The sequence below is a fragment of the Streptomyces sp. I05A-00742 genome (genome assembly GCF_013055795.1).
Lineage (GTDB): Bacteria > Actinomycetota > Actinomycetes > Streptomycetales > Streptomycetaceae > Streptomyces.
The window spans coordinates 164,648-188,123 of the sequence record NZ_JABETO010000012.1 but is presented as its reverse complement, the minus strand read 5'-3'; the positions used below and the strand labels follow the sequence as shown (position 1 = coordinate 188,123).

The 23,476-nt window shown below is 70.6% G+C and carries 24 protein-coding genes, 1 tRNA gene and 1 pseudogene; 18 read left to right on the top strand and 8 right to left on the bottom strand.

Going from position 1 to position 23,476, the window contains the following annotated elements; translation table 11 throughout:
* From HN013_RS14930 to HN013_RS14870, 13 genes and pseudogenes are all read left to right on the top strand, one after another.
* Positions 1–264, top strand: a pseudogene (locus HN013_RS14930) (DNA polymerase III subunit gamma and tau); the annotation flags it as partial.
* A gap of 268 nt (positions 265–532) precedes the next feature.
* Complete coding sequence (locus tag HN013_RS14925) at positions 533–874, top strand: YbaB/EbfC family nucleoid-associated protein (protein ID WP_171166602.1); 342 nt, start codon at positions 533–535, stop codon at positions 872–874.
* An 82-nt stretch (positions 875–956) separates the two neighbouring features.
* A complete protein-coding gene (gene recR / locus HN013_RS14920) occupies positions 957–1,556 on the top strand; it encodes a recombination mediator RecR (protein WP_171166601.1) in 600 nt (199 codons plus the stop codon).
* A complete protein-coding gene (locus HN013_RS14915) occupies positions 1,549–2,205 on the top strand; it encodes a DUF5063 domain-containing protein (RefSeq protein WP_171166600.1) in 657 nt (218 codons plus the stop codon). The genes recR and HN013_RS14915 overlap by 8 nt, the downstream gene beginning before the upstream one ends.
* A gap of 2 nt (positions 2,206–2,207) precedes the next feature.
* On the top strand, positions 2,208–2,663 hold the full coding sequence (locus tag HN013_RS14910) for a hypothetical protein (RefSeq protein ID WP_212764350.1): 456 nt from the start codon (positions 2,208–2,210) through the stop codon (positions 2,661–2,663).
* A gap of 562 nt (positions 2,664–3,225) precedes the next feature.
* On the top strand, positions 3,226–4,041 hold the full coding sequence (locus HN013_RS14905; RefSeq protein ID WP_171166599.1) for a helix-turn-helix transcriptional regulator: 816 nt from the start codon (positions 3,226–3,228) through the stop codon (positions 4,039–4,041).
* Complete coding sequence (locus HN013_RS14900; RefSeq protein WP_171166598.1) at positions 4,038–4,466, top strand: DUF397 domain-containing protein; 429 nt, start codon at positions 4,038–4,040, stop codon at positions 4,464–4,466. The genes HN013_RS14905 and HN013_RS14900 overlap by 4 nt, the downstream gene beginning before the upstream one ends.
* A 241-nt stretch (positions 4,467–4,707) precedes the next feature.
* The gene (locus tag HN013_RS14895) at positions 4,708–5,952 is read left to right on the top strand and encodes a MarR family transcriptional regulator (RefSeq protein WP_171166597.1); all 1,245 of its coding nucleotides are present in this window, start codon (positions 4,708–4,710) and stop codon (positions 5,950–5,952) included.
* A 53-nt stretch (positions 5,953–6,005) separates the two neighbouring features.
* Positions 6,006–6,584 carry a Uma2 family endonuclease gene (locus tag HN013_RS14890; RefSeq protein WP_171166596.1) on the top strand — a complete coding sequence of 193 codons (579 nt, stop codon included), beginning with the start codon at positions 6,006–6,008 and terminating at the stop codon, positions 6,582–6,584.
* A gap of 228 nt (positions 6,585–6,812) precedes the next feature.
* Positions 6,813–8,084, top strand: coding sequence for an aspartate kinase (locus tag HN013_RS14885; protein WP_171166595.1), 1,272 nt, complete (start codon positions 6,813–6,815; stop codon positions 8,082–8,084).
* Between the two features lie 580 nt (positions 8,085–8,664).
* Positions 8,665–9,468: a SigE family RNA polymerase sigma factor gene (locus HN013_RS32370; RefSeq protein WP_171166594.1), complete on the top strand. Its 804-nt coding sequence runs from the start codon at positions 8,665–8,667 to the stop codon at positions 9,466–9,468.
* Between the two features lie 350 nt (positions 9,469–9,818).
* The gene (locus HN013_RS14875; RefSeq protein WP_171166593.1) at positions 9,819–10,979 is read left to right on the top strand and encodes a hypothetical protein; all 1,161 of its coding nucleotides are present in this window, start codon (positions 9,819–9,821) and stop codon (positions 10,977–10,979) included.
* A gap of 309 nt (positions 10,980–11,288) precedes the next feature.
* A complete protein-coding gene (locus tag HN013_RS14870) occupies positions 11,289–12,200 on the top strand; it encodes an SURF1 family protein (protein ID WP_171166592.1) in 912 nt (303 codons plus the stop codon).
* Here HN013_RS14870 and HN013_RS14865 read toward each other — a convergent pair.
* Positions 12,109–13,929, bottom strand: coding sequence for a prolyl oligopeptidase family serine peptidase (locus tag HN013_RS14865; protein ID WP_171166619.1), 1,821 nt, complete (start codon positions 13,927–13,929; stop codon positions 12,109–12,111). The genes HN013_RS14870 and HN013_RS14865 overlap by 92 nt on opposite strands.
* A 211-nt stretch (positions 13,930–14,140) precedes the next feature.
* On the opposite strand from HN013_RS14865, the gene HN013_RS14860 reads away from it, so the two are divergent.
* Positions 14,141–14,644: a pyridoxamine 5'-phosphate oxidase family protein gene (locus HN013_RS14860; protein ID WP_171166591.1), complete on the top strand. Its 504-nt coding sequence runs from the start codon at positions 14,141–14,143 to the stop codon at positions 14,642–14,644.
* A 59-nt stretch (positions 14,645–14,703) separates the two neighbouring features.
* On the opposite strand, the gene HN013_RS14855 is transcribed toward HN013_RS14860, so the two are convergent.
* Positions 14,704–15,222, bottom strand: a complete 519-nt coding sequence (locus HN013_RS14855) for a phenolic acid decarboxylase (protein ID WP_171166590.1) — start codon at positions 15,220–15,222, stop codon at positions 14,704–14,706.
* A gap of 100 nt (positions 15,223–15,322) precedes the next feature.
* Here HN013_RS14855 and HN013_RS14850 point away from each other — a divergent pair, with 100 nt between their 5' ends.
* Both HN013_RS14850 and HN013_RS14845 read left to right on the top strand, forming a co-directional pair.
* A complete protein-coding gene (locus tag HN013_RS14850) occupies positions 15,323–15,778 on the top strand; it encodes a MarR family winged helix-turn-helix transcriptional regulator (protein ID WP_171166589.1) in 456 nt (151 codons plus the stop codon).
* 29 nt (positions 15,779–15,807) lie between these two features.
* Positions 15,808–16,317, top strand: a complete 510-nt coding sequence (locus HN013_RS14845; RefSeq protein WP_171166588.1) for a hypothetical protein — start codon at positions 15,808–15,810, stop codon at positions 16,315–16,317.
* A 17-nt stretch (positions 16,318–16,334) separates the two neighbouring features.
* Here HN013_RS14845 and HN013_RS14840 read toward each other — a convergent pair whose 3' ends face one another.
* Positions 16,335–17,780 carry a DHA2 family efflux MFS transporter permease subunit gene (locus HN013_RS14840; RefSeq protein ID WP_249375017.1) on the bottom strand — a complete coding sequence of 482 codons (1,446 nt, stop codon included), beginning with the start codon at positions 17,778–17,780 and terminating at the stop codon, positions 16,335–16,337.
* 110 nt (positions 17,781–17,890) lie between these two features.
* Here HN013_RS14840 and HN013_RS14835 point away from each other — a divergent pair, with 110 nt between their 5' ends.
* On the top strand, positions 17,891–18,793 hold the full coding sequence (locus HN013_RS14835) for a LysR family transcriptional regulator (RefSeq protein WP_212764349.1): 903 nt from the start codon (positions 17,891–17,893) through the stop codon (positions 18,791–18,793).
* A gap of 40 nt (positions 18,794–18,833) precedes the next feature.
* Here HN013_RS14835 and HN013_RS14830 read toward each other — a convergent pair whose 3' ends face one another.
* The 5 genes from HN013_RS14830 to HN013_RS14815 all read right to left on the bottom strand — a co-directional run bounded on the left by HN013_RS14830 (position 18,834) and on the right by HN013_RS14815 (position 22,808).
* Positions 18,834–19,580 (bottom strand): response regulator transcription factor, encoded by a 747-nt coding sequence (locus HN013_RS14830; RefSeq protein ID WP_312018605.1) that lies wholly within the window; start codon positions 19,578–19,580, stop codon positions 18,834–18,836.
* The gene (locus HN013_RS33000; protein WP_249375015.1) at positions 19,577–20,815 is read right to left on the bottom strand and encodes a sensor histidine kinase; all 1,239 of its coding nucleotides are present in this window, start codon (positions 20,813–20,815) and stop codon (positions 19,577–19,579) included. Before HN013_RS33000 ends, HN013_RS14830 begins: the two co-directional genes overlap by 4 nt.
* 62 nt (positions 20,816–20,877) lie before the next feature.
* A complete protein-coding gene (locus HN013_RS14825) occupies positions 20,878–21,393 on the bottom strand; it encodes a hypothetical protein (protein ID WP_171166586.1) in 516 nt (171 codons plus the stop codon).
* Between the two features lie 275 nt (positions 21,394–21,668).
* Positions 21,669–21,742, bottom strand: a tRNA-Pro gene (locus HN013_RS14820).
* Between the two features lie 139 nt (positions 21,743–21,881).
* Entirely contained in the window at positions 21,882–22,808 is a 927-nt protein-coding gene (locus HN013_RS14815) for a metallophosphoesterase (RefSeq protein WP_171166585.1), read from the bottom strand.
* 150 nt (positions 22,809–22,958) lie between these two features.
* On the opposite strand from HN013_RS14815, the gene HN013_RS14810 reads away from it, so the two are divergent.
* Positions 22,959–23,420, top strand: coding sequence for a GatB/YqeY domain-containing protein (locus tag HN013_RS14810; protein WP_171166584.1), 462 nt, complete (start codon positions 22,959–22,961; stop codon positions 23,418–23,420).
* Positions 23,421–23,476: the final 56 nt, after the last annotated feature.

Sequence of the window (23,476 nt, the reverse complement as noted above, 5' to 3'; positions counted from 1 at the left end):
CCGCAGGCCGCCGCGCCGGCGGCGGCAGGTCCGGCGCCCGCACCCCAGGCCCCGCAGCCCCCGGCCGGCCCGTCAGCACCGCACCAGGCCGCGCCTGCCGCCCCGGCGCAGCCCTACCGCGAGCCCGAGCCCCCGCCGGTCGCTCCCGAGGACGACATGCCCGCCGAGGACGACGCCGACCTCGACGACACCGCCCTCACCGGCCACGACCTGATCGTCCGCGAGCTGGGCGCGACCGTGATCGAGGAGATCGCGAACGAGTAGCGGCGAAAAAGCGGGAGCAGGAGGAACGGGGGAGGGGGCGAGGAGCGGTCACAGCCCCCCGCGTCCGCCCGTCATCACCGCCCCGCGCGCCCCGGGCGCCCCCACTCCGTACGTTCTTGCCCTCGCATGGCGCGCCGCGCCCGGCGAACACGTAGGCTCGGGCTACCGACTCCGCGTCGGGCCGCGCGGCGTCCAGCCGTGCCCACGGCGCGCCGTCGTACACGCAGTCCCGCAGTCCCCGTAGTCGCGAGAGCACAGGAGCGAAGCCGTGATCCCCGGTGGTGGCCAGCCCAACATGCAGCAGCTGCTTCAGCAGGCTCAGAAGATGCAGCAGGACCTCGCCGCAGCCCAGCAGGAGCTGGCGGAGACCCCGGTCGAGGGTTCGGCCGGCGGCGGCCTGGTGAAGGCCACGGTCAGCGGTGCGGGCGAGCTCCAGGCCCTGGTCATCGACCCCAAGGCCGTCGACCCCGAGGACACCGAGACCCTCGCGGACCTGGTCCTCGCCGCCGTCCGCGACGCCAACAACGCCGCCCAGCAGCTCCAGCAGCAGAAGCTCGGCCCGCTCGCCCAGGGTCTCGGCGGCGGCGGCATCCCCGGCCTGCCGTTCTGACCCCACCGAAACCACCGGCACCACCGGCACCACCGGCACCACTGGCACCGAGCACAGAACCCCCGGAAGGAGAACTCGATCCGTGTACGAAGGCGTGGTCCAGGACCTCATTGACGAGCTGGGCAGGCTGCCCGGCATCGGTCCGAAGAGCGCGCAGCGGATCGCCTTCCACATCCTCCAGGCCGAGCCGACCGACGTCCGTCGCCTCGCCCACGCCCTGACCGAGGTCAAGGCCAAGGTCCGGTTCTGTGCCGTCTGCGGCAACGTGGCGCAGGAGGAGCGGTGCCGGGTCTGCCAGGACCCGCGCCGCGACCCGGCCGTCATCTGCGTCGTGGAGGAGCCCAAGGACGTCGTCGCCATCGAGCGGACGCGTGAGTTCCGCGGTCGCTACCACGTCCTCGGCGGGGCCATCAGCCCCATCGAGGGCGTCGGCCCCGACGATCTGCGCATCCGCGAGCTGCTGGCCCGGCTCGCGGACGGTGCCGTCACCGAGCTGATCCTCGCCACCGACCCCAATCTGGAGGGCGAGGCCACGGCCACGTACCTGGCGCGCATGGTGAAGCCGATGGGACTCAAAGTCACCCGGCTCGCCAGCGGGCTGCCTGTGGGCGGAGACTTGGAATATGCCGACGAGGTCACGCTCGGGCGTGCCTTCGAAGGGAGACGACTTCTCGATGTCTGACGCAACGCTCCATGACGCCAAGCGCGAACCGGACGACTTCGTCGTCTCCGTCGCCGACTCGATCGAGAGCTTCATCGTCGCCGTCACCGAGGTGTCCCGCGGCGATGAACCGGACAGCGCCGTGCCGTTCCTGCTGCTGGAAATCTCCCAGCTCATCCTCACCGGCGGCCGGCTCGGCGCCCACGAGGACTTCCTGCCCGACGAGCGCTACGAGCCCGACGTGGGCCCCGAGCCCGACGTCGACGTGCTCCGCGAACGCTTCGCCCGGCTCCTCGACCCCGTGGACGTCTACTCCGAGGTCTTCGACCCGTACGTCCCGCGCAGCGCCCCCGTCGCCTGCCGGATCTCCGACGACCTCGCCGACATCATCACCGACCTGCGGCACGGCATGGCCCACTACCGCGACGGCCGCGTCAGCGAGGCCCTGTGGTGGTGGCAGTTCTCCTACCTCTCCAACTGGGGCCCCACCGCCTCCGCCTGCCTCCGCGCCCTCCAGTCCCTCGTCGCCCACGTCCGCCTCGACCAGCCGCTCGACGAACTCGACGGCCTCGACACGGACGCCGTCGGCACCGAGGAGCAGCTGGAGGAGGAGGCCGGACGCGTCATGGCCGCCGAGATCGGCGGAGCCGCGCGGCTGCGCTCGCTCTGACCGTGGACTCCGACGGCGTGGTCGTGGACCTCGACGAGGCGGCCGCCCTGGTGGACGAGCGCGTCCCGCGCTGGCGGGCGGCCGGGCTCGTGCCGGGGCGGCCGACCTGGCGGGACGCGGCCGCGCCCTGGCCGCAACCGCTCCTCACCGACCGGTCGTCGGTCCACGACCCCGACTCGCTCGGCATCGTCCTCACCGGCCCGTCCGACAGCGAACTGCAGGTGTGCCTCTACCGGGGCGGCCGGGCCGACATCGACTTCTTCGACTTGGCCGACTGCGGCGTGCTCCCGACACCCGACCTCACCTCCGCGGCAGACTTCGCCACCCACCTCGACCGGTGGGTACTGCGCGTCTTCGGCGCCCTCACCACGGAGTCGGCCCCGGCGGTGGCGGAACCGGGCACTCCGACAGCGCCCTCAGCAGCTCCCCGGGATCGACGAACGGAGCGTCCCGCGTAGGCCGCGAGGACCACCCGAGCGGCCACGTGTTGCCCTGCAGCGCCGGTACGCCGATGTAGACGACCGTACGCGGACCCGCGTACCGCTGTACGTCCACCGGCCACACGTGCTCCCGCGCCGTCCCCGGCGCCAGCAGGAAGTACGTCCAACGGAACCCCGTCGCCTCCCCCACCACCGGCCCCGCCCGCTCGCCCACGTTCACCACCAGCCTCCGCACCGTCGCCTCACCCCGCTCCCCGTACATCCGCAGCACATCGAAGTGCACCCCACAGCGCCACAGGTGATGCCCCCAGCGGGGCACCCAACTCGGGCGGTAGGGAAGGGCTTTCGTTGCGGCATCCGGGCCGCCGCGCACACCGCGCGGCCCGACCGGGGGAATCTCCTCGTTCACACCGACCACGATGCGTGATCCTGCCTACGCTGATCAGTGACCGGGCGCGTACTCCCGCGCGGTGTACGTACGGGGGACGGGCACTGTACGTGGCGGACCCGGACGGTGCCCGTCCCCGTACGAGTGTGAGGCGCGGCCACCGGGGAAGAGCCGGGGGAGGGGAGCGAACATATGTCCGGGAACAGGCAGGCGAAGTCCGCGTCCATGCGGATGTTCGGCAGCCAGCTCCAGGGATGGCGCCGCATCGCCGGCGTCAGCCGGGAGCAGTTGGCGGAGGCGGCCGGGTACTCGCTGGACACGGTGTGCTCCGTGGAGCAGGGGCGGCGGGTGCCGCCGCCGGAGTTGGTGGAGGCGGCTGAGGAACTGTGCGGGGCGGGTGGGTTGTTGAGGGAGGCGGCTCGGCATATTGAGCGGAGTAAATTCCCGGATTGGTTCGAGGATTACGCTCGACACGAGGCCGACGCAGCCTTTCTGGGTATCTACCACAACCATGTGGTGCCCGGGCTCTTCCAGACTGAGGACTACGCGAGGGCGGTGTTCCGAAGTGGGCGTCCGTTGCTTGACGACGACGAGGTCGAACGGCGCTTGGCGGCGCGAATGGAACGGCAACAGTTGCTTCATCGGAGCCCTGCTGCCGTCATCAGCGTCGTGCTGGAGCAAGTCACCTTGGAACGGCCCCTTGGTGGTCGCCAGGTGATGCGTGGGCAGGTTGAGTACTTGTTGAGGCTCTCAGAGCTGCGTAACGTCGATGTTCAGGTCATGCTGACGCGCAGGGAGAGCCATGCGTGCCTAGCCGGGCCGCTTTACGTGCTGGAGACGCGTGATCAGCGGCGGTTGGCCTATTTCGAAGGGCAGAAGGGCAGTGTCCTGCTGTCTGAACCCAAAGACGTCTCGGACTTGAACATGCGCTACGGGATTCTGCGCTCGCAGGCTCTCACCCCTGAGGACACGGTGAGTTTCTTGGAGACGGTTCTAGGAGAGCTATGAACAGCCTTGCTGAGATAGGTGGGCCTCTGAATTGGTTCAAGTCGAGCTACAGCGATGAGGGTGGCGAAGCCTGCGTCGAGGTTGCCCTGGCCTGGCGAAAGTCCAGCTACAGCGGTGATGAGGGAGGGGAGTGTGTGGAAGCCGCCTTCTGCCGACAGAACGTCAGATGCGGTGGAGACGGTCACGATGCGTGTGTGGGAGCAGCTGGTTCTTGGCGGAAATCTCACCACAGTGGAGACGAAGGGGGCGACTGCGTCGAGGTGACCACCGCACTCGCCTGCCGATCCGTCTTCGTCCGGGACTCGAAGTCCAAGGTTGGCCCGAAGCTCGAAGTGCAATCAGCGGCCTGGGCCGCTTTCCTCAACTTCACGGCTGGGGCTCAAGCTTCGGGAATCCGAGCTCCGAGACCCGAGTGCTCTCTGTAAGGAATGGGTGGTGGGATTCTTCCCACCCTCCCACCCTCTCCCGCGTGCACACCCGCGCGGTAACGCGCGTATACCACAAGGGAGATGACCCATCGTGATCAGCTTGCAACGGTGGGTGGTAACCCTCTAGCGTTCGCAGCAAGAAACGACCCCGGTCGGTGCTACCAACACCGGGTCCGGGGTCTGACCGACGAGATCGAACAGGACTCGATCTGTGGCTGCCGCCCATGTTAGTGCTGTCATGCCCACCCCCGCACACCCCAGGGCGAACCCGGGGTTCGGGAAGCGCGAGGCGCCCGACCAGTTGCCGCCCGCGCCGGGCGACTTCGCACATCTGCCCGCACGTGAGGCGTCGATCGCGATGTTCATCGACCGCCTCCCGGAGGGTGCGGCGATGGACGCCAAGACGCTGGCGAAGGTGCTGCCGAACCACGGCCAGGCCGCGTGCCGCACGGCGCTCAAGAACCTGGTGATGTCAGGGCACTTGAGCAGCAAGCAGGTACAGGTGATCGGGGAGCGAGGTTCGCGCTGGGTCACGTACACGTTCTTCTCCCGGACGGCCCGCTCGCGGGAGTGGTGGGAGCGCGTGGAGGAGGGCATGTTGCCCGCGGGGGGCGCCCGGGAGCTCGTACCCCGTCCGGAGCCGGGCCCTGAGTTCGGCCCTCGGCCCGTACGGGGTCCCGCCCCCGTCGGGGATGCCGATCCCGTAGAGGGCGCCGGGCCCGTAGGGGTTCCGGATCCCGTAGGGGACCCCGAGCCCGTAGGGGACCCCGAGCCCGTCGGGGATGCCGACCCCGTACGGGAGCGTGAACCCTTCCGGGACACCAGTCCCGCACGACACCCCGACCCTGCCCCCAACCCCACCCCCGAAGCCGTCCTCGAGGCGCACCCGCCCACCGCGCGCCCCTCACGCGCGTACCGCGCCCTCGCCTCGCTCGGGCTGACGGATCCGCGCGTGACCCTGTCCGCCGCCGACTGCTCCGCGCTTGAACCGCTCGCCACCGAGTGGCTGCACAGGCGTGTGACGAGGGAGCAACTGGTGGCGTCCCTGACGGGCGGACTGCCGCCGCAGGTCTATTGCCCCGCCGCTTTCGTGCGCAGACGACTGGAGGACAAAATGCCACCCATCCCGTTCCGCCCGCTCCCGTACCAGCCTGTGGTGAACAGTGGGGACGAGATCGTCGTCAGGAGCTACATCGTCTGTACCAACTGCTACGGAACCGACGCGGCCACGGAGGCGGGCGCGGGCCTCTGTGCGGCGTGCGCGCCCCTGGTGGGCGTCCCCGAGACGTTCGCCGGCCCGCCGCCGGAGGAACCCGAGCCGCAGCCGGAGGACGTCCAGCGACGGGTCGACCACCTCCGCGCCCTGGCGGGCGTCCGGCTCAAGCACCGCCCCGAGCTGCGCCCCGGCCCGCGCCCCGCGGCCCTTCCCGGCCCCTCATCCGAGAACCGATCGGAAGGATCCAAGGAGGTCACAGCCGAGTGACTGTCACACAGGACGCCCCGGTAAGGGCACCATGGGGGCGAGGAGGCGACACCATGACACCCAGCGCCGCCGGCCGGCCCCAGATGAGCGTCGAAGAGTTCGAACAGATTGCGCACGCAGCACCAGAGACCGTGCGCCTGGAATTCATTCACGGAAAGCTAGAGGTCAAGCCGGTGCCGGACGGGGATCACGGGGCGATCATCATGTGGCTCCTGGAACGGTGCTTGCAGCAGCGTCCCGACGTGCGCCTGTACCCGGAACAGGGGCTGAAGGTTGAGGGCTACCGCGCCGGTCGCGCCCGCCCGGACGGCGTGCTCGTGCCCGAGGACCACTTCGCCGGGCAGGGGGAGTGGGCGGAGCCGGACGGCGTTCTGATGACGGTCGAAGTGACCTCTCACGACGGCGACACCGACCGTAGGGATCAACGGGAGAAGCGCGACGGGTACGCCGCCGCAGCCATTCCGGTCTACCTGCTCATCGACCGCGACGAGTGCGTCGTCACCGTCTACAGCGACCCCGAGGACGGCAAGTACCGGAGCAGGTGCTCGTACGCGTACGGGGAGACGGTCGAAATTCCCGCCCCGGTCGGCATCACGTTGGAGACCGACCGGTTGAAGAACTACGTCCGCTAGGGGACGCGCGCCGCAAGAACTCTCGTTCCTTCCGGAGGAGGCGCCCCGGAGTTCCCGTAAGGGGCTCATCCGGGGCGCTCCCGGAACCCTTCAGGGGCCCTTCCCGCCCGTCCCGCGACTGTGTCCGGAAACGGGCGGAGACGTCTCACCATGCGGCTCCCCCGTGGCCGAATCCCGCCGCTCGTTAGACTGAGCCGACCGCATTACACAGAGCTGCGAGGAGCGCACGTGGGCCTTGTCGTGCAGAAGTACGGAGGCTCCTCCGTTGCGGATGCCGAAGGCATCAAGCGGGTTGCCAAGCGAATCGTTGAAGCCAAGAAGAACGGCCACCAGGTCGTCGTCGTGGTTTCCGCGATGGGTGACACGACGGATGAGCTGATCGACCTCGCCGAGCAGGTATCGCCGATTCCTGCCGGGCGAGAGTTCGACATGCTGCTGACCGCCGGAGAGCGCATCTCCATGGCGTTGCTGGCGATGGCGATCAAAAACCTCGGGCACGAGGCGCAGTCGTTCACGGGCAGCCAGGCCGGGGTCATCACGGACTCGGTCCACAACAAGGCGCGCATCATCGATGTCACGCCCGGGCGCATCCAGCAGTCGGTCGACGCGGGCAACATCGCGATCGTGGCCGGCTTCCAGGGCGTGTCCCAGGACAAGAAGGACATCACGACGCTGGGCCGGGGCGGGTCGGACACCACTGCCGTCGCCCTCGCCGCCGCGCTGGACGCCGAGGTCTGCGAGATCTACACGGACGTCGACGGGGTGTTCACCGCCGACCCGCGCGTGGTGAAGAAGGCGCGCAAGATCGAGTGGATCTCGTTCGAGGACATGCTGGAGCTGGCGAGCTCCGGTTCCAAGGTGCTGCTGCACCGCTGCGTGGAGTACGCGCGCCGTTACAACATCCCGATCCATGTGCGGTCGTCCTTCTCGGGGCTCAAGGGCACATGGGTGAGCAACGAGCCTCCAGGAGGTCAGCCGGTGGAGCAGGCGATCATCTCGGGTGTCGCGCACGACACGTCCGAGGCGAAGGTCACGGTCGTCGGGGTGCCCGACAAGCCGGGCGAGGCCGCGACGATCTTCAGGGCGATCGCGGACGCGGAGATCAACATCGACATGGTGGTGCAGAACGTCTCGGCGGCGGCCACCGGTCTGACGGACATCTCCTTCACCCTGCCGAAGACCGAGGGCCGCAAGGCGATCGAGGCGCTGGAGAAGACCAAGGGCCGCGTCGGCTTCGAGCACCTGCGCTACGACGACCAGATCGCCAAGATCTCGCTGGTCGGCGCGGGCATGAAGACGAACCCGGGCGTCACGGCGTCCTTCTTCGAGGCGCTGTCGAACGCGGGCGTGAACATCGAGCTCATCTCGACCTCCGAGATCCGCATCTCGGTCGTCACGCGCGCCGACGACGTGAACGAGGCCGTCCGCGCCGTTCACACGGCGTTCGGCCTGGACAGCGACACGGACGAGGCGGTCGTCTACGGGGGCACCGGGCGCTGACGGTCCGGGGTCCGGGTCCGGGGTCCGGCCCGGCTTTTGAACCGGCCCGACTTGGTGCCGTCCTGGTCGTCCACGGCCGGGGCGGTTGCCCCAACTGGGCGGGGATTGTGGGCGAGATGGCGGATGTGTGCCTTTCGTTCGCCCTAACTTCCTGTCCGGCGGCCTGTGTTCGGAGCCGGGCGCTCCCTTTCGGTGGCGCCCGGACCCGCCCTCCGGATCGTCCGAACTCATGGCGGCGGGGACGGGTGCTCCGCAATACTGGGAACGTGTGAAGGTTCTGTGATCAAGCCATTGGTCCAGGCCCCTTGAACTGCGCGGACGTTCCGTTCGAGTATGCGCTTCCCGTTTCTGCGCTTTCCGTTCACCGCGAATGGCGGTGGTATGGAAGCGATGCCGGCACCGGCTGCCCGGCGGGGGCCTGCTTGCCGCCTTCGCTCAAGGCGGCCGGGGGTCAGGGCGTTTCGCGGCATGAGGGAGGGCTGGTACGCATGACGGCACATGGCGCGGCGGTCCGTGACACGTCGACGGCCGAGGTGCCGAGCGCGTACAACCCTGATGGGGGGAAGCGTGTCCAACAGGCGTGGCAGAGGTCATCAGCATCGCAACGGTCCCGAGGCGCGGGAGCGCCGCCGCGCGCCCGCGTACGCGCGGCACGGGCGGTATGCCGGTGATGTCTCCCTGGTCCTCCGTTCCGGGGGCGGCTTCCGCCTCCGCTCCGGCCGCTCCTTCCGCGCCTTCGGATTCCGCCTCTGCCCAGGCACCGGACCGGATACCCGCCCAGTCGACCGGGACGCAGGCGCCGGTGACCGCGCTCCCACCGTCCGCGCAGTCTGCGAACCACCAGGAGGCACAGCAGGCCCTGCCGTCCAGCGCTGACGCGACGATGGCCGCCGGCACCACCGTCGATCACCTCACCGAGACCTACCGGGCGCACTACCGGTCGCTGCTCGGCCTGGCCGCCCTGCTCCTGGACGACACCGCGTCCTGCGAGGACGTCGTGCAGGAAGCTTTCATCCGCGTGCATTCCGCGCGCAACCGGGTCCGCGACCCGGACAAGACCCTGGCCTACTTGCGGCAGACTGTCGTCAACCTGTCCCGCTCCGCGCTGCGCCGCCGCATCCTGGGTCTCAAGCTGCTCTCCAAGCCGATGCCCGACATGGCGAGCGCCGAGGAGGGGGCGTACGAACAGCTGGAGCGAGACCAATTGATCAAGGCGATGCGCGGCCTGCAGCGTCGGCAGCGCGAGGTGCTCGTCCTGCGGTACTTCGCCGACATGACCGAGGCCCAGGTGGCCGAAGTGCTGGGACTCTCGCTCGGCTCGGTCAAGGCGTACGGCTCACGGGGCATCGCCGCGCTCCGTGTCGCCATGGAGGCTCCGGCATGAACCACCGCAATCCGGGCGACGGCCGATTCGACGGCCGCCGCGACAGTCGTGACGGCGGTCGTGACGACGGTCGTCATGACGGCCGTCACGGCGAGGGGCACGGTCATTCCGGGCCCGTTGGTCCTGTGGGGCCTGTAGGGCATGAGGGTCCTGTAGGGCATGTGGGTCCCGTTGGATCTGTTGGTCCCGGGGGCCCCGGCCGTCCGGACGTCGACTCCGGTGATCACCGCGACGTCCCGGCCCACTCGGGCCTCGACGAGCAGGCGTCCGGCCGAGGTGACTGGATCTTCGGCGTCGGTGAGCCGGCGTCGGGGCGGGGCGAACAGGCATTCAACGGTGGCGGAGAGGCGATGTCCGGCCGGAGAGAACAACCTTCGGATCTGCCCTCCGACTCGCCCTCCGACTCGCCTTCCGGCCCGCCCTCCGACCTGCCGTCCCACCTGAGCGAGCAGGCGTTGCGGCGGATGCTGCAAGGAGCCGTCGGGGACCTCAAGCCCTCCGACGACGCTCTGGAGCACCTGCGGCGCGCTGTGCCCGCCCGGCGCACGCGCCGGCGCCAGGCGCTGGGCGGCGCGGTGGCGGCCGTGGTGCTTGTGAGCGCGGCGCTGCCCGCCCTCATGCACGTCGCCGACACCGTGGGGGTCACCGACCCCGACGACCGTCCCGCGAACGCTTCGAGCAACCACCGACAGGCCGAGGAGAAGATCGACGACCTGAGCCACGACGGCGGCCCGGGCGGCACCGGGCGGTCCCAGGGCGGCACGGCCGCCCGCGGTGACCACCGGGCCGAACAGCCGACCAGCGGCAGCACCCCGAAAGAGAGCGTGGCCCCCAGCGAGCCCCGCGACACCGGAGGCAGAGCCACACCCGGCCCCGGCGTCACACTCAGCGCCGCCGCTCCGACGTGCGACCGCGCGCAGCTCGGCAAGGGCTCCGGCCAGGTGGGGGCCGCCGATGCCGCGGGCCGGGTCTACGGCGCCTTCCGCGTCGTCAACGTCTCGCGGGCGATCTGCGCCGTGACCGGCCCCGGAGCGGTCGTCGCCCGGGCCGGGAACGGTGCGCAGAAGTCCCGCATCTCCGTCGTCGATCACATGGTCGGCGACCCGGCCGCGGGTCTGCCCGATCCGGGGCGCTCGCCCCGCGCGGTGGTCCTCCGGCCGGGGCAGGCGTACGAGGTGAAGTTCGCCTGGGTCCCGGCCGCGGACGGTGGAAAGGCCGGCTGTACCAAGAACGGTGGCGGCACGACGCCGGCACCCAGCGCCGGCGCCTCCTCGACGACGGGCGGCGGAAGCGCCGGTGCGGCGCCCGTCACCCCGCAGACGCCCTCACCGCCCGCCGCCGTGGCACCCACACCCGGAACACCCGCCTCGCCGGCCCCGGCGAGCGGCGTCACCCTCACCAACACCCCGATGGCCGGCGAACCGGCCGCGGCGGAGGCCCGGATACCGGACGCCTGCGCCGGAACGGTGTACCACACGGGTGCGTTGCCGGCGGCCGCTCCGCCGGGGTAGAGGGGCGGCAGGTGGGGGGTGGCGTTGTCGTCGTACCGCTCGACCTCCGCACACCACGAACTTCGCACACTCCCGGGGGGCCTCCCCCCTCCCCCCTCCCCCCTCCCCCGCCCCTCCCCGACCCCACCCCAGAACTCCCACCCCCCCCGCATTCCCACCCCCGCATCCCCACCCCGGACGACTACCGTCGGATGTCCTCCCGAGGAAGGGCGCGCCCCGCCCCCGTGCCCCGCCTGCACGGCTTTCCGGGACTGGTCGAACCGCAGGGCCGCCTCCCGTCACGCTCCGCGTTCCCCGTACCGTGGGGGTGTGTATCGGTTCCTGCTGACTCCTCGCTGGTGGGCGATCAACGTCTTCGCCGTGCTTGCCATCCCCTTCTGCCTCTTCATGGGCAGTTGGCAGCTCGGCCGTTTCGAGACCCGTGTGGACTCGCACCGTGAGCAGCAGGACCAGGCCGACGAGGCGCGGAGCGCCGCCGCCACGCCGTTGGGCGAGCTGCTTCCGGTGACGACGGAGACCTCGGGGCGCAAGGCCACCGCCACCGGCCGGTACGACGCCGGGCACCAGTTGCTCGTGCCCGACCGTGATCTCGACGAGCGCAAGGGCTTCTACGTCCTGACGCCGCTCCGCACGGACGAGGGCAAGGCGCTTCCGGTCGTCCGGGGCTGGGTGCCCGGTGACGTCGGTTCCAAGGCCGACACCGCCAAGATCCCCGCCCCGCCCACCGGGCGGGTGACCGTCTCCGGTGCGCTCCAGTCGTCGGAGAGCGCGACGTCCAAGGGTGTGCACACGTCCGGCGGCCTGCCCACCGGGCAGCTGGGCGTGATCAGCGCGGCCTCGCTGGTCAACGTCCTCCCGTACGGGGTGTACGACGCCTGGATCACGGCGACGGACGCGCCCGCCCCCCTGACCCCGGTGCCCCCGGCCGCCCCGCCCAACAGCGGCTTGGACCTCAAGGCGTTCCAGAACCTCGGCTACACCGGCGAGTGGTTCGTCTTCGTCGGCTTCGTGCTCTTCATGTGGTTCCGGCTGTTCCGCCGTGAGGCCGAGGCCGCGCGGGACGCGGCACTGGGCCTCGCGCCGGAACCCGGCCTCGCGGCGGCACCGGGGGGCACCTCGGAGTCGGGGATCACGCCGGAGCGGGGCTCCGGTGCTCCGGGCGCTCGTCCCGGAGACCCAGATGCCGCTCCGCAAAAGCGATCTCCAGCCGGAGCTGCTTGATCCGCTCCTCCACGACCAGCGAGCCGTGGCCGGCGTCGTACCGGTAGACCTCGTGCGGGTGGCCGCGCTCCTCCAGCCGCCGCACGTAGTTCTCCACCTGGCGTATGGGGCAGCGGGGGTCGTTCACGCCGGCCGAGATGTAGACCGGCGCCCGGACCTCGTCCACGTAGGTGAGGGGTGAGGAGGCGGCGAAGCGCTCCGGCACCTCTTCCGGGGTGCCTCCGAGCAGGGTGCGGTCGAGGGCTTTCAGTGCCTCCATCTCGTCGTGGTAGGCGGTGACGTAGTCCGCGACGGGCACGGCGGCGAGGCCCACGGTCCAGGCGTCGGGCTGGGTGCCGACGCCCAGCAGGGTCAGGTATCCGCCCCACGAGCCGCCCGACAGGACCAGCTTCTCCGGGTCGGCGAGCCCCGAGGCGACGACGTGTTCGCGGACGGCCGCGATGTCCTCCAGCTCAATGAGTCCGACGCGGTGCTTGAGGGCGTCCGTCCATGCCCGACCGTAGCCGGTGGAGCCCCGGTAGTTGACGCGGACGACCGCGAAGCCGTGGTCGACCCAGGCCGCCGGGCCCGCCGCGAAGGCATCGCTGTCGTGCCAGGTCGGCCCGCCGTGGATCTCGAAGACCGTCGGGAAGGGACCCTCGCCCGCGGGCTTCTGCACCAGCGCGTGGACGGCGCCGCCGGGTCCGTCCACCCATATGTCGCTGACCGGAACGGAATCGGGTGCCTGGATCACGCCGTCCGCCCCGGCCGGCGGTTCGAGGACGACGTGTCCGGCCGTCGACCGGACGACGGGCGGCTTCTCGGCCGAGGACCAGAGGAATTCCACCGTCCCGTCGGGCCGCGCCATGCCTCCGGACACCGTTCCGGAAGGCGTGTCGAGGCGGGTCAGGGCGCCGTCCGCCAGGTCGTAGCGCCACAGATCGCCGCGGGCGTGGTGGCTGTGCCCGACGAGCAGGGCGGAACCGTCGGGGTACCAGTCCGCCTCCAGGTCGCCGGGGAGGTCGATGGAGATCTCGGTCTCCTCGCCGGTGGCCGCGTCCCACAGCATCGGCTCCCAGCGGCCGCGCCGCTGGTGTCCGACGAGCAGCCTCGCGTCACCCGGGACGGGGGAGAAGGCCATCGCCGCCAGCCCGAGCTCTTCGGTGCCGCCGCGCGTGTCGTCCAGCTCGGCGACGGTCGTGCCGTCGACGCGGAGGATCCGGATGGCCGAGTGCATGGCGTCACCGTGCTCGGTGTGCTCTATCGCGATCAGCGAGCTGTCGTGGGACAGCCCGGCGACCACCGCCGACTGGTCGTGCCGGTAGATCTCCACGGGCTCGGCGCCGGGCCGGGCCACGTGCACCGACGAGCCGGACGCGTCCGTGGACCGGCCGACGACCGCCGTGCCGTCCCGGCCCAGGGCCAGCCCGCCGGGGTAGGAGGGGGCGAGGCCGGGAACCGCCGGCTCGTCCTCGCCGCCGTGGAACGGCTGCCGCATCCAGACGCCGAACTCGTCGCCGTCCGTGTCCGAGAACCACCAGATCCACTCGCCGTCCGGCGTCAGTACCCCGCCCGTGGTGCCGTTGGGGCGGTCCGTCACCTGCCGCCGCTCACCGCTCGCCCGGTCCCACGCGTACACCTCGTAGGTGCCCGTCGCATTCGAGGTGAACAGCGAACGATCCGGCGCCTCCTCCGCCCATCCGGGCAGCCCCGTGCGGGGCGCCCGGAAGCGCTTCTCCCAGTCGGGCATGGACTCGTCGCCCCGCAGGGCCCCGTTGCTCTCAGTCATGACCCCATTCTGCGCCGAACCACCGACATCCAGTCCGCGGGGCGTCGAGTCTGTGGACAACCGGCCGCTTGTGGACAACTCCGTGACCCCATCGGGCGGTTAACGGCCGCCCCTGCGGCCTTCACCGGGCCTGTCGCCGTTCCGTGTCAGTGGCGAGACTCATAGTGGGGACATGTACGAGACACCGGAGGACATGACGGCTCTCCAGCGCCTGCTCGACGACAGCTACGCCGGGGCGGGCCCGCATCTGCGCAGGATCATCGGCGAGGACCGCCGCCTGGACGCGGCCGGCGTCGTGGCCGCGCTCGACGGCATCACGATCATGGCGTTGGCGACCGCCGGTGCCACGGGTGATCCCCGCGTCGGCCCCGTCGACGGGCACTTCTTCCGCGGCCGCTTCTATTTCGGCTCCGGCCCGGACTCCGTCCGCATACGTCACATCCGCGCCCGCCCGGCGGTCAGCGCCACCGTCTTCGACGGCCAGCGGCTCCAGATCACCGTGCACGGCAAGGCGGTTCGGGTGGCACCGGCGGAGGATCCGGCCCTGGAGAACTTCCTGGTCGAACTGCACGGGAGGGCGTCGTGGGACGAATGGCTGAAGGACGTGGCGTGGGCGCGGATCGACCCGGACACGATGTTCACCTTCCTCAACCCGGAGGCGAAGGAGCCGGCATGACGGCGGCGGCCCAGGCCCCGGCCCCGGCCACAGCCACGGCCACTCCAGGCGGGAGGTGATCAGCCGACGCGGTCGGCCCAGCCCTCCGGAAGCTCCCCGGGAGCGACGGAGACGACCGAGTCGTCGTCCACGCCCACGTACTCGGACAGCGTGATCCGGGCGAACTCCGGGACCACGTAGATGGGGTACGTCGGACCCGCGTCGCGGTAGGCGCGCATCTCGTCCAGGTGATCGTTCTGGTAGCAGACGGTCCGCTCGCCGTGCTGCCGGATCCAGTCGGGGAAGAAGATCACGCCGTGCAGGCGGCGCTTGCCGGGCATGACGTTGACGGCGACCGACGTGCCGGTGGGCTCGGTCCAGGACACCTTGTAGCTGTCCTCGTCGAGCTGCACGAGGTCGACCGTCTGGTCCTTGACCCACCGGCCGCCGACATGGCCGCTGTGGATCCGGTAGTCGATGGTCCGGTCGTTCTTCACGTACATCTCGTACTGCCAGCCGTTGGCGTACGTGTAGACGAAGCGGTGGCCGACGATCCCGGAGAGGTCCTGCGGCGGGGCGAGGTCGACGGGGGAAGTCACGGTGTGCCTCCTGAGGCGATACGTCGTGATGGAACAGTCGGTTTCATTTTGCAGCAAAACATATTTGAAGCAAAACTATCTACCCGGGCACAATGGAGCCATGGACACCGCGACAGAGCTCGGACGGCTCCTCGGCCCCCTGCGCCGCGCCGTGCTGCGCACCCGCCGCTCGGAAGGTCTCCCCGACCTCCCCGAGGCCCAGATCGAGCTGCTGCGCGTCCTCGCCGAGACCGGCACCGTGACCCCACGCGAGGCCGCCGTACGTCTACGGGCCGCACCCTCCACGATCAGCAACCTCGTCCGCACCATGACCGCCGCCGACCTGGTCGAACGCACCCCCTCCGCCACCGACCTGCGCACCGTCCACCTCTCCGCCTCCCCCCGCGCGCTCGACATGCTCGACCGCTACGACCGCACCAGCACCGCCGCCCTCCGCCGAGCCCTCGACGCCCTCCCGCCCCGGAGCCGCGAAGCCGTCGACCACGCGCTGCCCGCCTTGGCGGACCTGCTGGTCGCCCTGGAGAAGGAAGAGACCGGCGACCGCCGCACCAAGTGACCGATCAGGAGGAGGCGTAAGTTGCCTCCATGGGCGACGGGTTGATCGGCATCATCGGCACGATCGCGGGCGCCCTGCTCGGGGTGTTCGGCACAATCGCCTCGACCCGGCTCGCAGGCCATAGCCAGCGCCGGAACCAGCACGACCAGTGGCGACGGCAGTCGCGCCGGGACGCCTACAGCCAACTGATCGTGAAGGCCACGGAAGCCATATCCGTCGGAGACGCCGCCCACACCGCCGTCCTTGAACGGGAACCGTCCGCCGGACAACGCGTCTCCGCCTTCGAATCAGCTGCCGGCAGCCTCCTCACCCCCGTCACTCTGGTCGCTCTCGAAGGGCCGGACGAGGCTTCGACCGCCGCCTGGGAGTTGATCGGCAGCCTCTCGCAATGGGCGAACTGCCTGGCACTGACCCTCGCCCCGGGCGTTGACGACGAGACGCGGGCCGATTACTGGGACTCCGCAGAAGAGCACAACGGCGAGTCCGCCGACCGCCTCGACGGCTTCACTCGCGTATGCCGAACCCTGCTGCACGACTAGCCCCTGGCCGCCCGGCCTCAGCGCCCTTGCACGGACGGGCGCCCACGGAGCGCCGAGCCGGAGACGAGCGCACCGAGCAACGCCACCACTCCACCGATGACCAGCGAAAAGCGCGTACCGGCGGCACTCGTCGAGGCCAATCCGAGGACCAGGCCGAGGACGGCAACCCCGAGCGATCCACCGACCTGCCGGGCGGAGTTGAGCGTCCCCGCACCGATGCCGGCGAACTCCGCCGGGACGGAGCCGGACACCCCTGCGACCAGGGCGGGCAACACGAAAGAGACCCCGAATCCGAAGAGCGTCAGCCCCACCACCGTGGCCGCCTGCGCGAGCGCCGAACGACCGGTGAACGGCGCCTGCACCAGCGCCCCGACGGCCATCAGGGCGAACCCGACGGTGGCCGGGCGGCGCGGGCCGATCCTGCCGACCAGCCGCCCGGTGAAGATCGGGTTGATGGCGGTGGGCAGGGTCAGTGGAAGAAAGGCCAGACCGGCGCCGAACGAGGAGTAACCGCGGCTCTCCTGGAAGAACAGCGACAGCACGAAGAGCAGCCCGGAAAGGGCGAAGTTGGCCATCAGCCCCGCCAGCAGCGCGGCCGAGAGACCGCGGTCGCCGAACATCCGCGGCGGCAGCATCGCCGCGTCGCCGGCCCGCAGTTCGGCGCGGACGAAGACCGCCGCAGCCATCACGGTCACCGCGAAGGCAATCAGCACATCGGCGGCGGCCCAGCCTTTGACCGGCCCCTCGATCAGCCCGTACACCAGGGCACCAAGCGCAATGACGCTGCTGACCTGCCCGGTGAGGTCCAGTCCGCCGCGTGGCTTGCGCACGGTCTCCGGCGCCAGCCGGGCGGTGATGACCAGGCTGACCAGCGCCAGTGGCACGTTGATCAGGAAGATCGACCGCCAGCCGACGGCCTCGGTCAGGACACCGCCGACCACCGGCCCCGCAGCCAGCGCCGCGCCCGTGATCGCTGCCCAGGAGCCAACGGCGCGGGCGCGCTCGGCAGGGCCGGTACAGGCGTGGGTGATCACTGCGAGGGACGCCGGGAGCAGCAGTGCGCCGGCGATGCCCAGGGCCAGCCGCAGCACGACCAGGGTGGTCAGATCGGACGCGGCAGCCGATATGCCGGAGAGCGTCCCGAACGCGACGAGCCCCCAGAGAAACACGCGCCGCCCGCCGAAACGGTCCGACAGCCAGCCCGTGGTGAGCAGCAGTGCGGCGAAGGTGATGGTGTAGCCGTTCGTGACCCACTGCAGGCCGCTCAAGTCGACATGCAGCGAGCGGGAGATGGAGGGGAGTGCCACTGAGACGATCGTCATGTCCAGCAGGACCATGAAGTACCCCAGCGAGAGCCCGATCAGCAGTGTGCGTGAAGGCTTGGCGGGACGGACCGGCTCGACGACGGTGTGGTTTCCCGTCTGCATTGCCATGAGTTCTCCTGGAATCAGGGTGGGATCCATTGCCGCCGAACCTGTTTCCTGGGTGGCGGGAAATTCATTCAACCGGGCGGGGAAGGTGAATTGAGGGCCATGGCCACGGGAATTCCCGATGGCTATCATCGGAGCAGCCGATGGATCGCAAAGAGGAGTGGCAGCGCGTGGAGTTGAGGCACCTTCGGGCGTTCGAGGCTGTCGCGCGGACGCTCAGCGTCACGCAGGCGGCGAAGGAGCTGCATTATGCGCAATCCAGCGTCAGCGAGCAGATTCAGTCGCTGGAGCTCGAACTCGGAGTGGTCCTGCTCGACCGCTCGCAGCGCAGGGTGCGGCTGACTCCCCAGGGAGCGGTGCTCTACCGGTACACCGAGCAGATACTCACGTTGCTCGAAGAAGCACGGTTCGCAGTCTCGCAACCCGGCACGGAACTTGCGGTCGGCACACTGGAGACGTTGAGCCTGCACATGCTCCCGCCGGTGCTCACGCACTACCGCGCGCTGCACCCGCAGGCACGGGTACGGGTGGGGCTGCACAACCGCGGCGAGCTGTACCAGGCGGTACGCCGGGCAGACCTGGACCTCTGCCTGACCTTCGGCGACGCACCGGCCGACCCCTCCCTGCGCTCGGAGACGCTGGCCGAGGAGCCCCTGGCGGTCATCGTGCCGCCCGGGCACCCAATGGCCGGAGCCGGCCGGGCGCGGCTGGCCGAGTTCATGCCGGAACCTTTCCTCGCCACCGAGCGGGGCTGCGGCTTCCGCGAGATGTTCGACAGCGTCTTCGTGGGGGAGGCAGCGAAGGAGCCGATCGCGGAGGTGTCGAGCATCGGCACGCTCGGCGCCTGCGTCGCGGCCGGCATGGGATGCGCGCTGCTGCCCCTGGTTTCGGTGCGCGCTCGGGCCGACCGCGGTGAGCTGGCCGTGGTCGAGATCGGAGACGTCGATCTGCGGACGAAGGTGACCATGACATGGCTGGACCGCAATTCCGCGAACCCGAATCTGCTCGGTTTTCAGGCCCAGCTTCGTAAGCAGTTGGGGAGCTGAGCGGGCCTACCTGCCATTCACCGGCCGGTTGTTGCGCTCCTCAGTCCACCAGCCCTGAGCGGTAGGCGTAGCGGACGGCCTGGGCGCGGTCACGTGCTCCGGTCTTCGCGAAGATGCGGTTGATGTGCGTCTTGACCGTGGCGCGGCTGAGGAAGAGGCGGTCGCTGATCTCGGTGTTGGACAGCCCCTCCGCGATCAGCGTCAGGATCTCCGTCTCACGGGCGGTCAGCCGCTCCGGCGGAGGGGCCGGGGCGTCATCCGTCGGCTGAACGGGCTGAGGCGCGGCGGTCGCGGAGGCTGGGGCAGGCGGCGCGGCAGTGCTCCCGGCCGTTCCGGGCCGTGGCGGCAGGTCGGAGGTGACGGCCGCGATCAGACGCTCCTGCACCACCGGGTCCATCCAGATCCGGCCCGCGTGCACGGCCCGGATCGCTCGTTCGATCTCGTCCGCGCCCGCGTCCTTGGTGAGGTACCCCTTCGCCCCCGCCCGCAGGGCGGGAAAGACCGACGCGTCGTCCGCGTAGGTCGTCAGCACCAGCACGGCGATGTCCGGGGCTTCCTCGCGCAGCGTCCGGGTGGCGGCGATGCCGTCCGTGCCGGGCATTGACAGGTCCATCAGTACGACGTCCGGGCGGTGCTCGTGGGCCAGCGTCACCGCCTCCGCGCCGTCGGCCGCGGCGCCCACGACTTCCATGCCCGCGTTGAGGCCGATCAGCAGCGTCAGGCCCTCGCGGGTCACCCGCTGGTCGTCGGCGACGAGCACCCTGATGGGGGCCACGGAATCGTTCACGCCGGTATCTCCATCTCCACGGTCCAACCCTGTCCGGCGGATCCGGCACGGGTGCGGCCGCCGACCCGTTCGATGCGCTCGCGCATGCCCCGCAGACCGTTCCCGCCGCCTGTCCATGCTTCGGCGCCACTGTCGTCTGAGCCCGCGTCCGCGGCCCGGCCCTGGTCCGAGACGGTCAGCGTGGTGGCCCGCGGCGTGTAGTGCAGCTCTACGGTGGTGGGCGAACCGGGCGCGTACCGGGCCGCGTTGGTGAGTGCCTCCTGTGCTCCCCGGTAGAGCGCGAGGTTCGCCTCGGGCGGCAGCGTCCGCGGCTGCCCGGTCACCGACAGCGTGATCGGCAGCGCGAGGTCGCGGCGGCACCGGCCGACCAGGGCGGTGAGCTGGTCGGCCATGGGGGCGTCGTCCCCGCGCAGCGCGGCGACGGCCTGCCGCGCGTCGGAGAGGCCCTCCCGGGTCAGTTCGCCGCTGCGTACGATCAGTTGGCGCAGCAACGGGTCGACCCGGTCGCGTTCGGCGAGCTTGCGGGCGCCCTCCAGCTGCACGGAGAGCGCGGACAGGGATTGCGCCAGGACGTCGTGCAGTTCCCGGGCGATCCGGGTGCGTTCGGCGACGGCAGCGGCACGCGCCTGCGCCTCACGCGAGTCCTCCAGCTCGGCGAGCAGCAGTTCGGCCTGGTCGTGCCGCAGTCTGGCCTGGCGGGCGAACATGTAGACCGCGCCGAGTACCCCACACAGCAACGCGCCGGCCACCCCGTCCTTGAGCGCGTCCTGGGACGGGCTGACGCGGACGGTGATGGCCGTGAGCGCCACGGTCAGGGCCACCGCCGGCAGAACGGCGATTCGCGGCCGCAAGCGCGCGAAGAGTATCGCCACTGCGGTGGACACAGGGACCACCATCATCGACCCCGGCTGGAAGAACGCCAGCACGTTGGCGCCGGTGCCCAGGACCAGCGACACCCCGGCGGTGGCCGCCTCCGGCTTCCTGGTCCGGGCCAGGGCCGCGAGGGTCAGCGACAGCAGGCACCCGGCCAGCGCCAGGCTGATGACGAGCCGCTCGCCGGTCACCCCCGGGCGGGGCCGGCCCTGCACGACCGACACCGTGGTGAAGGCCATGACCGCCCACACCGCCAGGTGCATCCGCGCACCCTGACGCGCGGCCCGCTCGGCCGCACGCGACCGGGCCTCCGCGACTCTCGGACTGTCCCCCTGGCGGCCACCGGACGGCGTCGAACTCATGTCGAACAGCATAAGAGCGGCCGGACCGGCGCAGAACGGACCCGGCCCCCGGAGCACGGCCCTCACACGGCCACCGGCCGGCCGTCAGCAGCGGACGCCAACCGGTAGCCGCGATACCGGATCACCACCAGCCGTGCCACCACCTCCGCCAGCGCCATCAGGACGAACGCCGCCACCCAGGCCTGGGCCGACGTGATCCGATGAGTGCGGCTGAAGTCGGCGATGGCGTCCGCGGCGCCGTGATCGTGAGCGAAGACGAACCCCATCCGGAACGCCATGCCGACGACCCACAGAGCCGCGGCAGCGAAGCCCGCCTTGGCATGCACGCCATCAGCCTCCCGCCGAAGGTGCGTCGTGACCCCGCAGAGCACTCCGACAACAGCCCCCGCCCCGGCCAGCACCAGCTCGAGAACGAGGTCGTTGCCCTCCGTCGGCACCGACCGCAGGTAGTACACCGTGGTGGCGCTGACCAGCACCACCGGGAGCATCAGGTTGATCAGGTCCAGGCGGCTGCCACGGACCTGGCGTACGACGAGCAGGATGAGGATGCCATTGACGATGTAATCGGTGGTGTTCACAGCACCAAGGCTCCTCGCACCGCGCCCGCCGATCGTCGGCCCGCGGGTTGAGCAGGGGTTGATCTGTGCCTCAACCCACGGGTTGACGTGGTGCGCGGCGAGCCCTTCCTGCGGAGGGGCAGGGGCCTCACGGCGGTGTGATGGGCATCACCCGACTCGCAGCGGACGGCGAGTCCGCCCCTTTGATCTCCCCGGATGTCTCCCGGATGATCTCCAAAACGAGTCAAGGCCCTGATCTTCGATGAAGATCAGGGCCTTGACCTGGTGCAACCAAGTCGGGGTGGCGGGATTTGAACCCACGACCTCTTCGTCCCGAACGAAGCGCGCTGCCAAGCTGCGCTACACCCCGCTGCAACGAGCTCTACTTTAGCGGACCGGGGCCGGGAGGCGAAATCCGGTTTCTGGGGGACGTGCAGGTGAGGGGCCGCGGGGGTGGGGCGGGGGGTGCCTGCACGTCCGGGGGGCGGGCGGGGGCGGGCGCGGGTGGGTCAGTCGTGGGGGGTGAGGGTGAGGAGGGTGGCCTCGGGGGGGCAGGCGAAGCGGACGGGGGTGTAGCGGTTGGTTCCGCAGCCGGCCGAGACATGGAGGTAGGAGCGGTGGCCGCCGGCGCGGTGGGTGGAGAGGCCCTTGACCCGGCGGGTGTCGATGTCGCAGTTGGTGACCAGTGCCCCGTAGAAGGGGATGCAGAGCTGGCCGCCGTGGGTGTGGCCGGCGAGGATCAAGGGGTAGCCGTCGGCCGTGAAGGCGTCGAGGACCCGCAGGTAGGGGGCGTGGACGACGGCGAGCGAGAAATCCGCGTCCTGCTCGGGGCCGCCCTGGACGGCGTCGTAGCGGTCGCGCTTGATGTGCGGGTCGTCGAGCCCGGTGAGCGCGATCTCGCGGGAGTCGATCTTCATCCGGCCGCGGGTGTTGGTGAGGTTGACCCAGCCGGCCTTGTCGAAGGCGTCCCGCAGCCCCTCCCACGGGTTGTGGATCACGCCGACCGCCGGGGCGTTGCCGTTGAGGCCGTGCCGTCCGTTGGCCTTCTCGAACAGGTAGCGGGCCGGGTTCCGCAGCTTGGGCCCGTAGTAGTCGTTCGAGCCGAAGACGTAGGCGCCGGGGAACTGCATCAGCGGGCCCAGCGCGTCCAGCGTCTCGGGGACGCCCTCCGGGTCGGAGAGGTTGTCGCCGGTGTTGATGACGAAGTCGGGGCGCAGGCCGGCGAGGGACTGCAGCCAGCGCTGCTTCTTGCGCTGTCCGCTCACCATGTGGATGTCCGAGACCTGCAGCACCCGCAGCGGCCGCATTCCGGGCGGCAGGACGGGTACGGTCACCCGCCGGAGCCGGAAGGAGCGGACCTCGAAGCCGGCGGCGTAGGCGATGCCCGCCGCGCCGGCTGCTGTGATTCCCAGGGGTACTGCGTATCGCGCGCGCATACGGCCATGGTCGCAGACCGCGGTGGGCGACCGTGCCACGGGCCCGGCGGGAAGCGGGAGTTGTGCGCGCCGCGCGGGTGCGAGCGGCGCCCGGCCGCGTGCGCCCGTTAATGCGCGGCGCGAGCCGGGGCGGGATGCGAAGATTGCGCCATGACCACCCTCAAGGCAAAGCTCCAGAACGACCTCACCGCCGCCATCAAGGCGCGCGACGAGCTGCGCTCCGCCACGCTCCGTCTCACCCTCTCCGCGATCGGTTACGAGGAGACCGCGGGCAAGCAGGCCCGTGAGCTCTCCGACGACGAGGTCCTGAAGGTGATCACGCGCGAGGCGAAGAAGCGCCGCGAGGCCGCGGACGCGTTCGCGAAGGGCGGCCGTGCCGACTCCGCCGAGCGGGAGCGGGCGGAGGGCGAGGTGCTCGCCACGTACCTTCCGCAGCAGCTGTCGGACGACGAGCTGACCGCGCTGGTCGCCGAGGCCGTGGCCGAGGCGAAGGGCAGCGGGGCCGAGGGGCCGAAGGCCATGGGTGCCGTGATGAAGATCGTCAAGCCGAAGGTGGGGAACCGCGCCGAGGGCGGCCGTGTGTCCGCCGAGGTCAAGCGGCAGCTCTCTTAAGGAAGCGGCAGCTCTTGAGGAAGCAGTAGCTCTCTTGAAGAAGCTCTCTTAAGGAA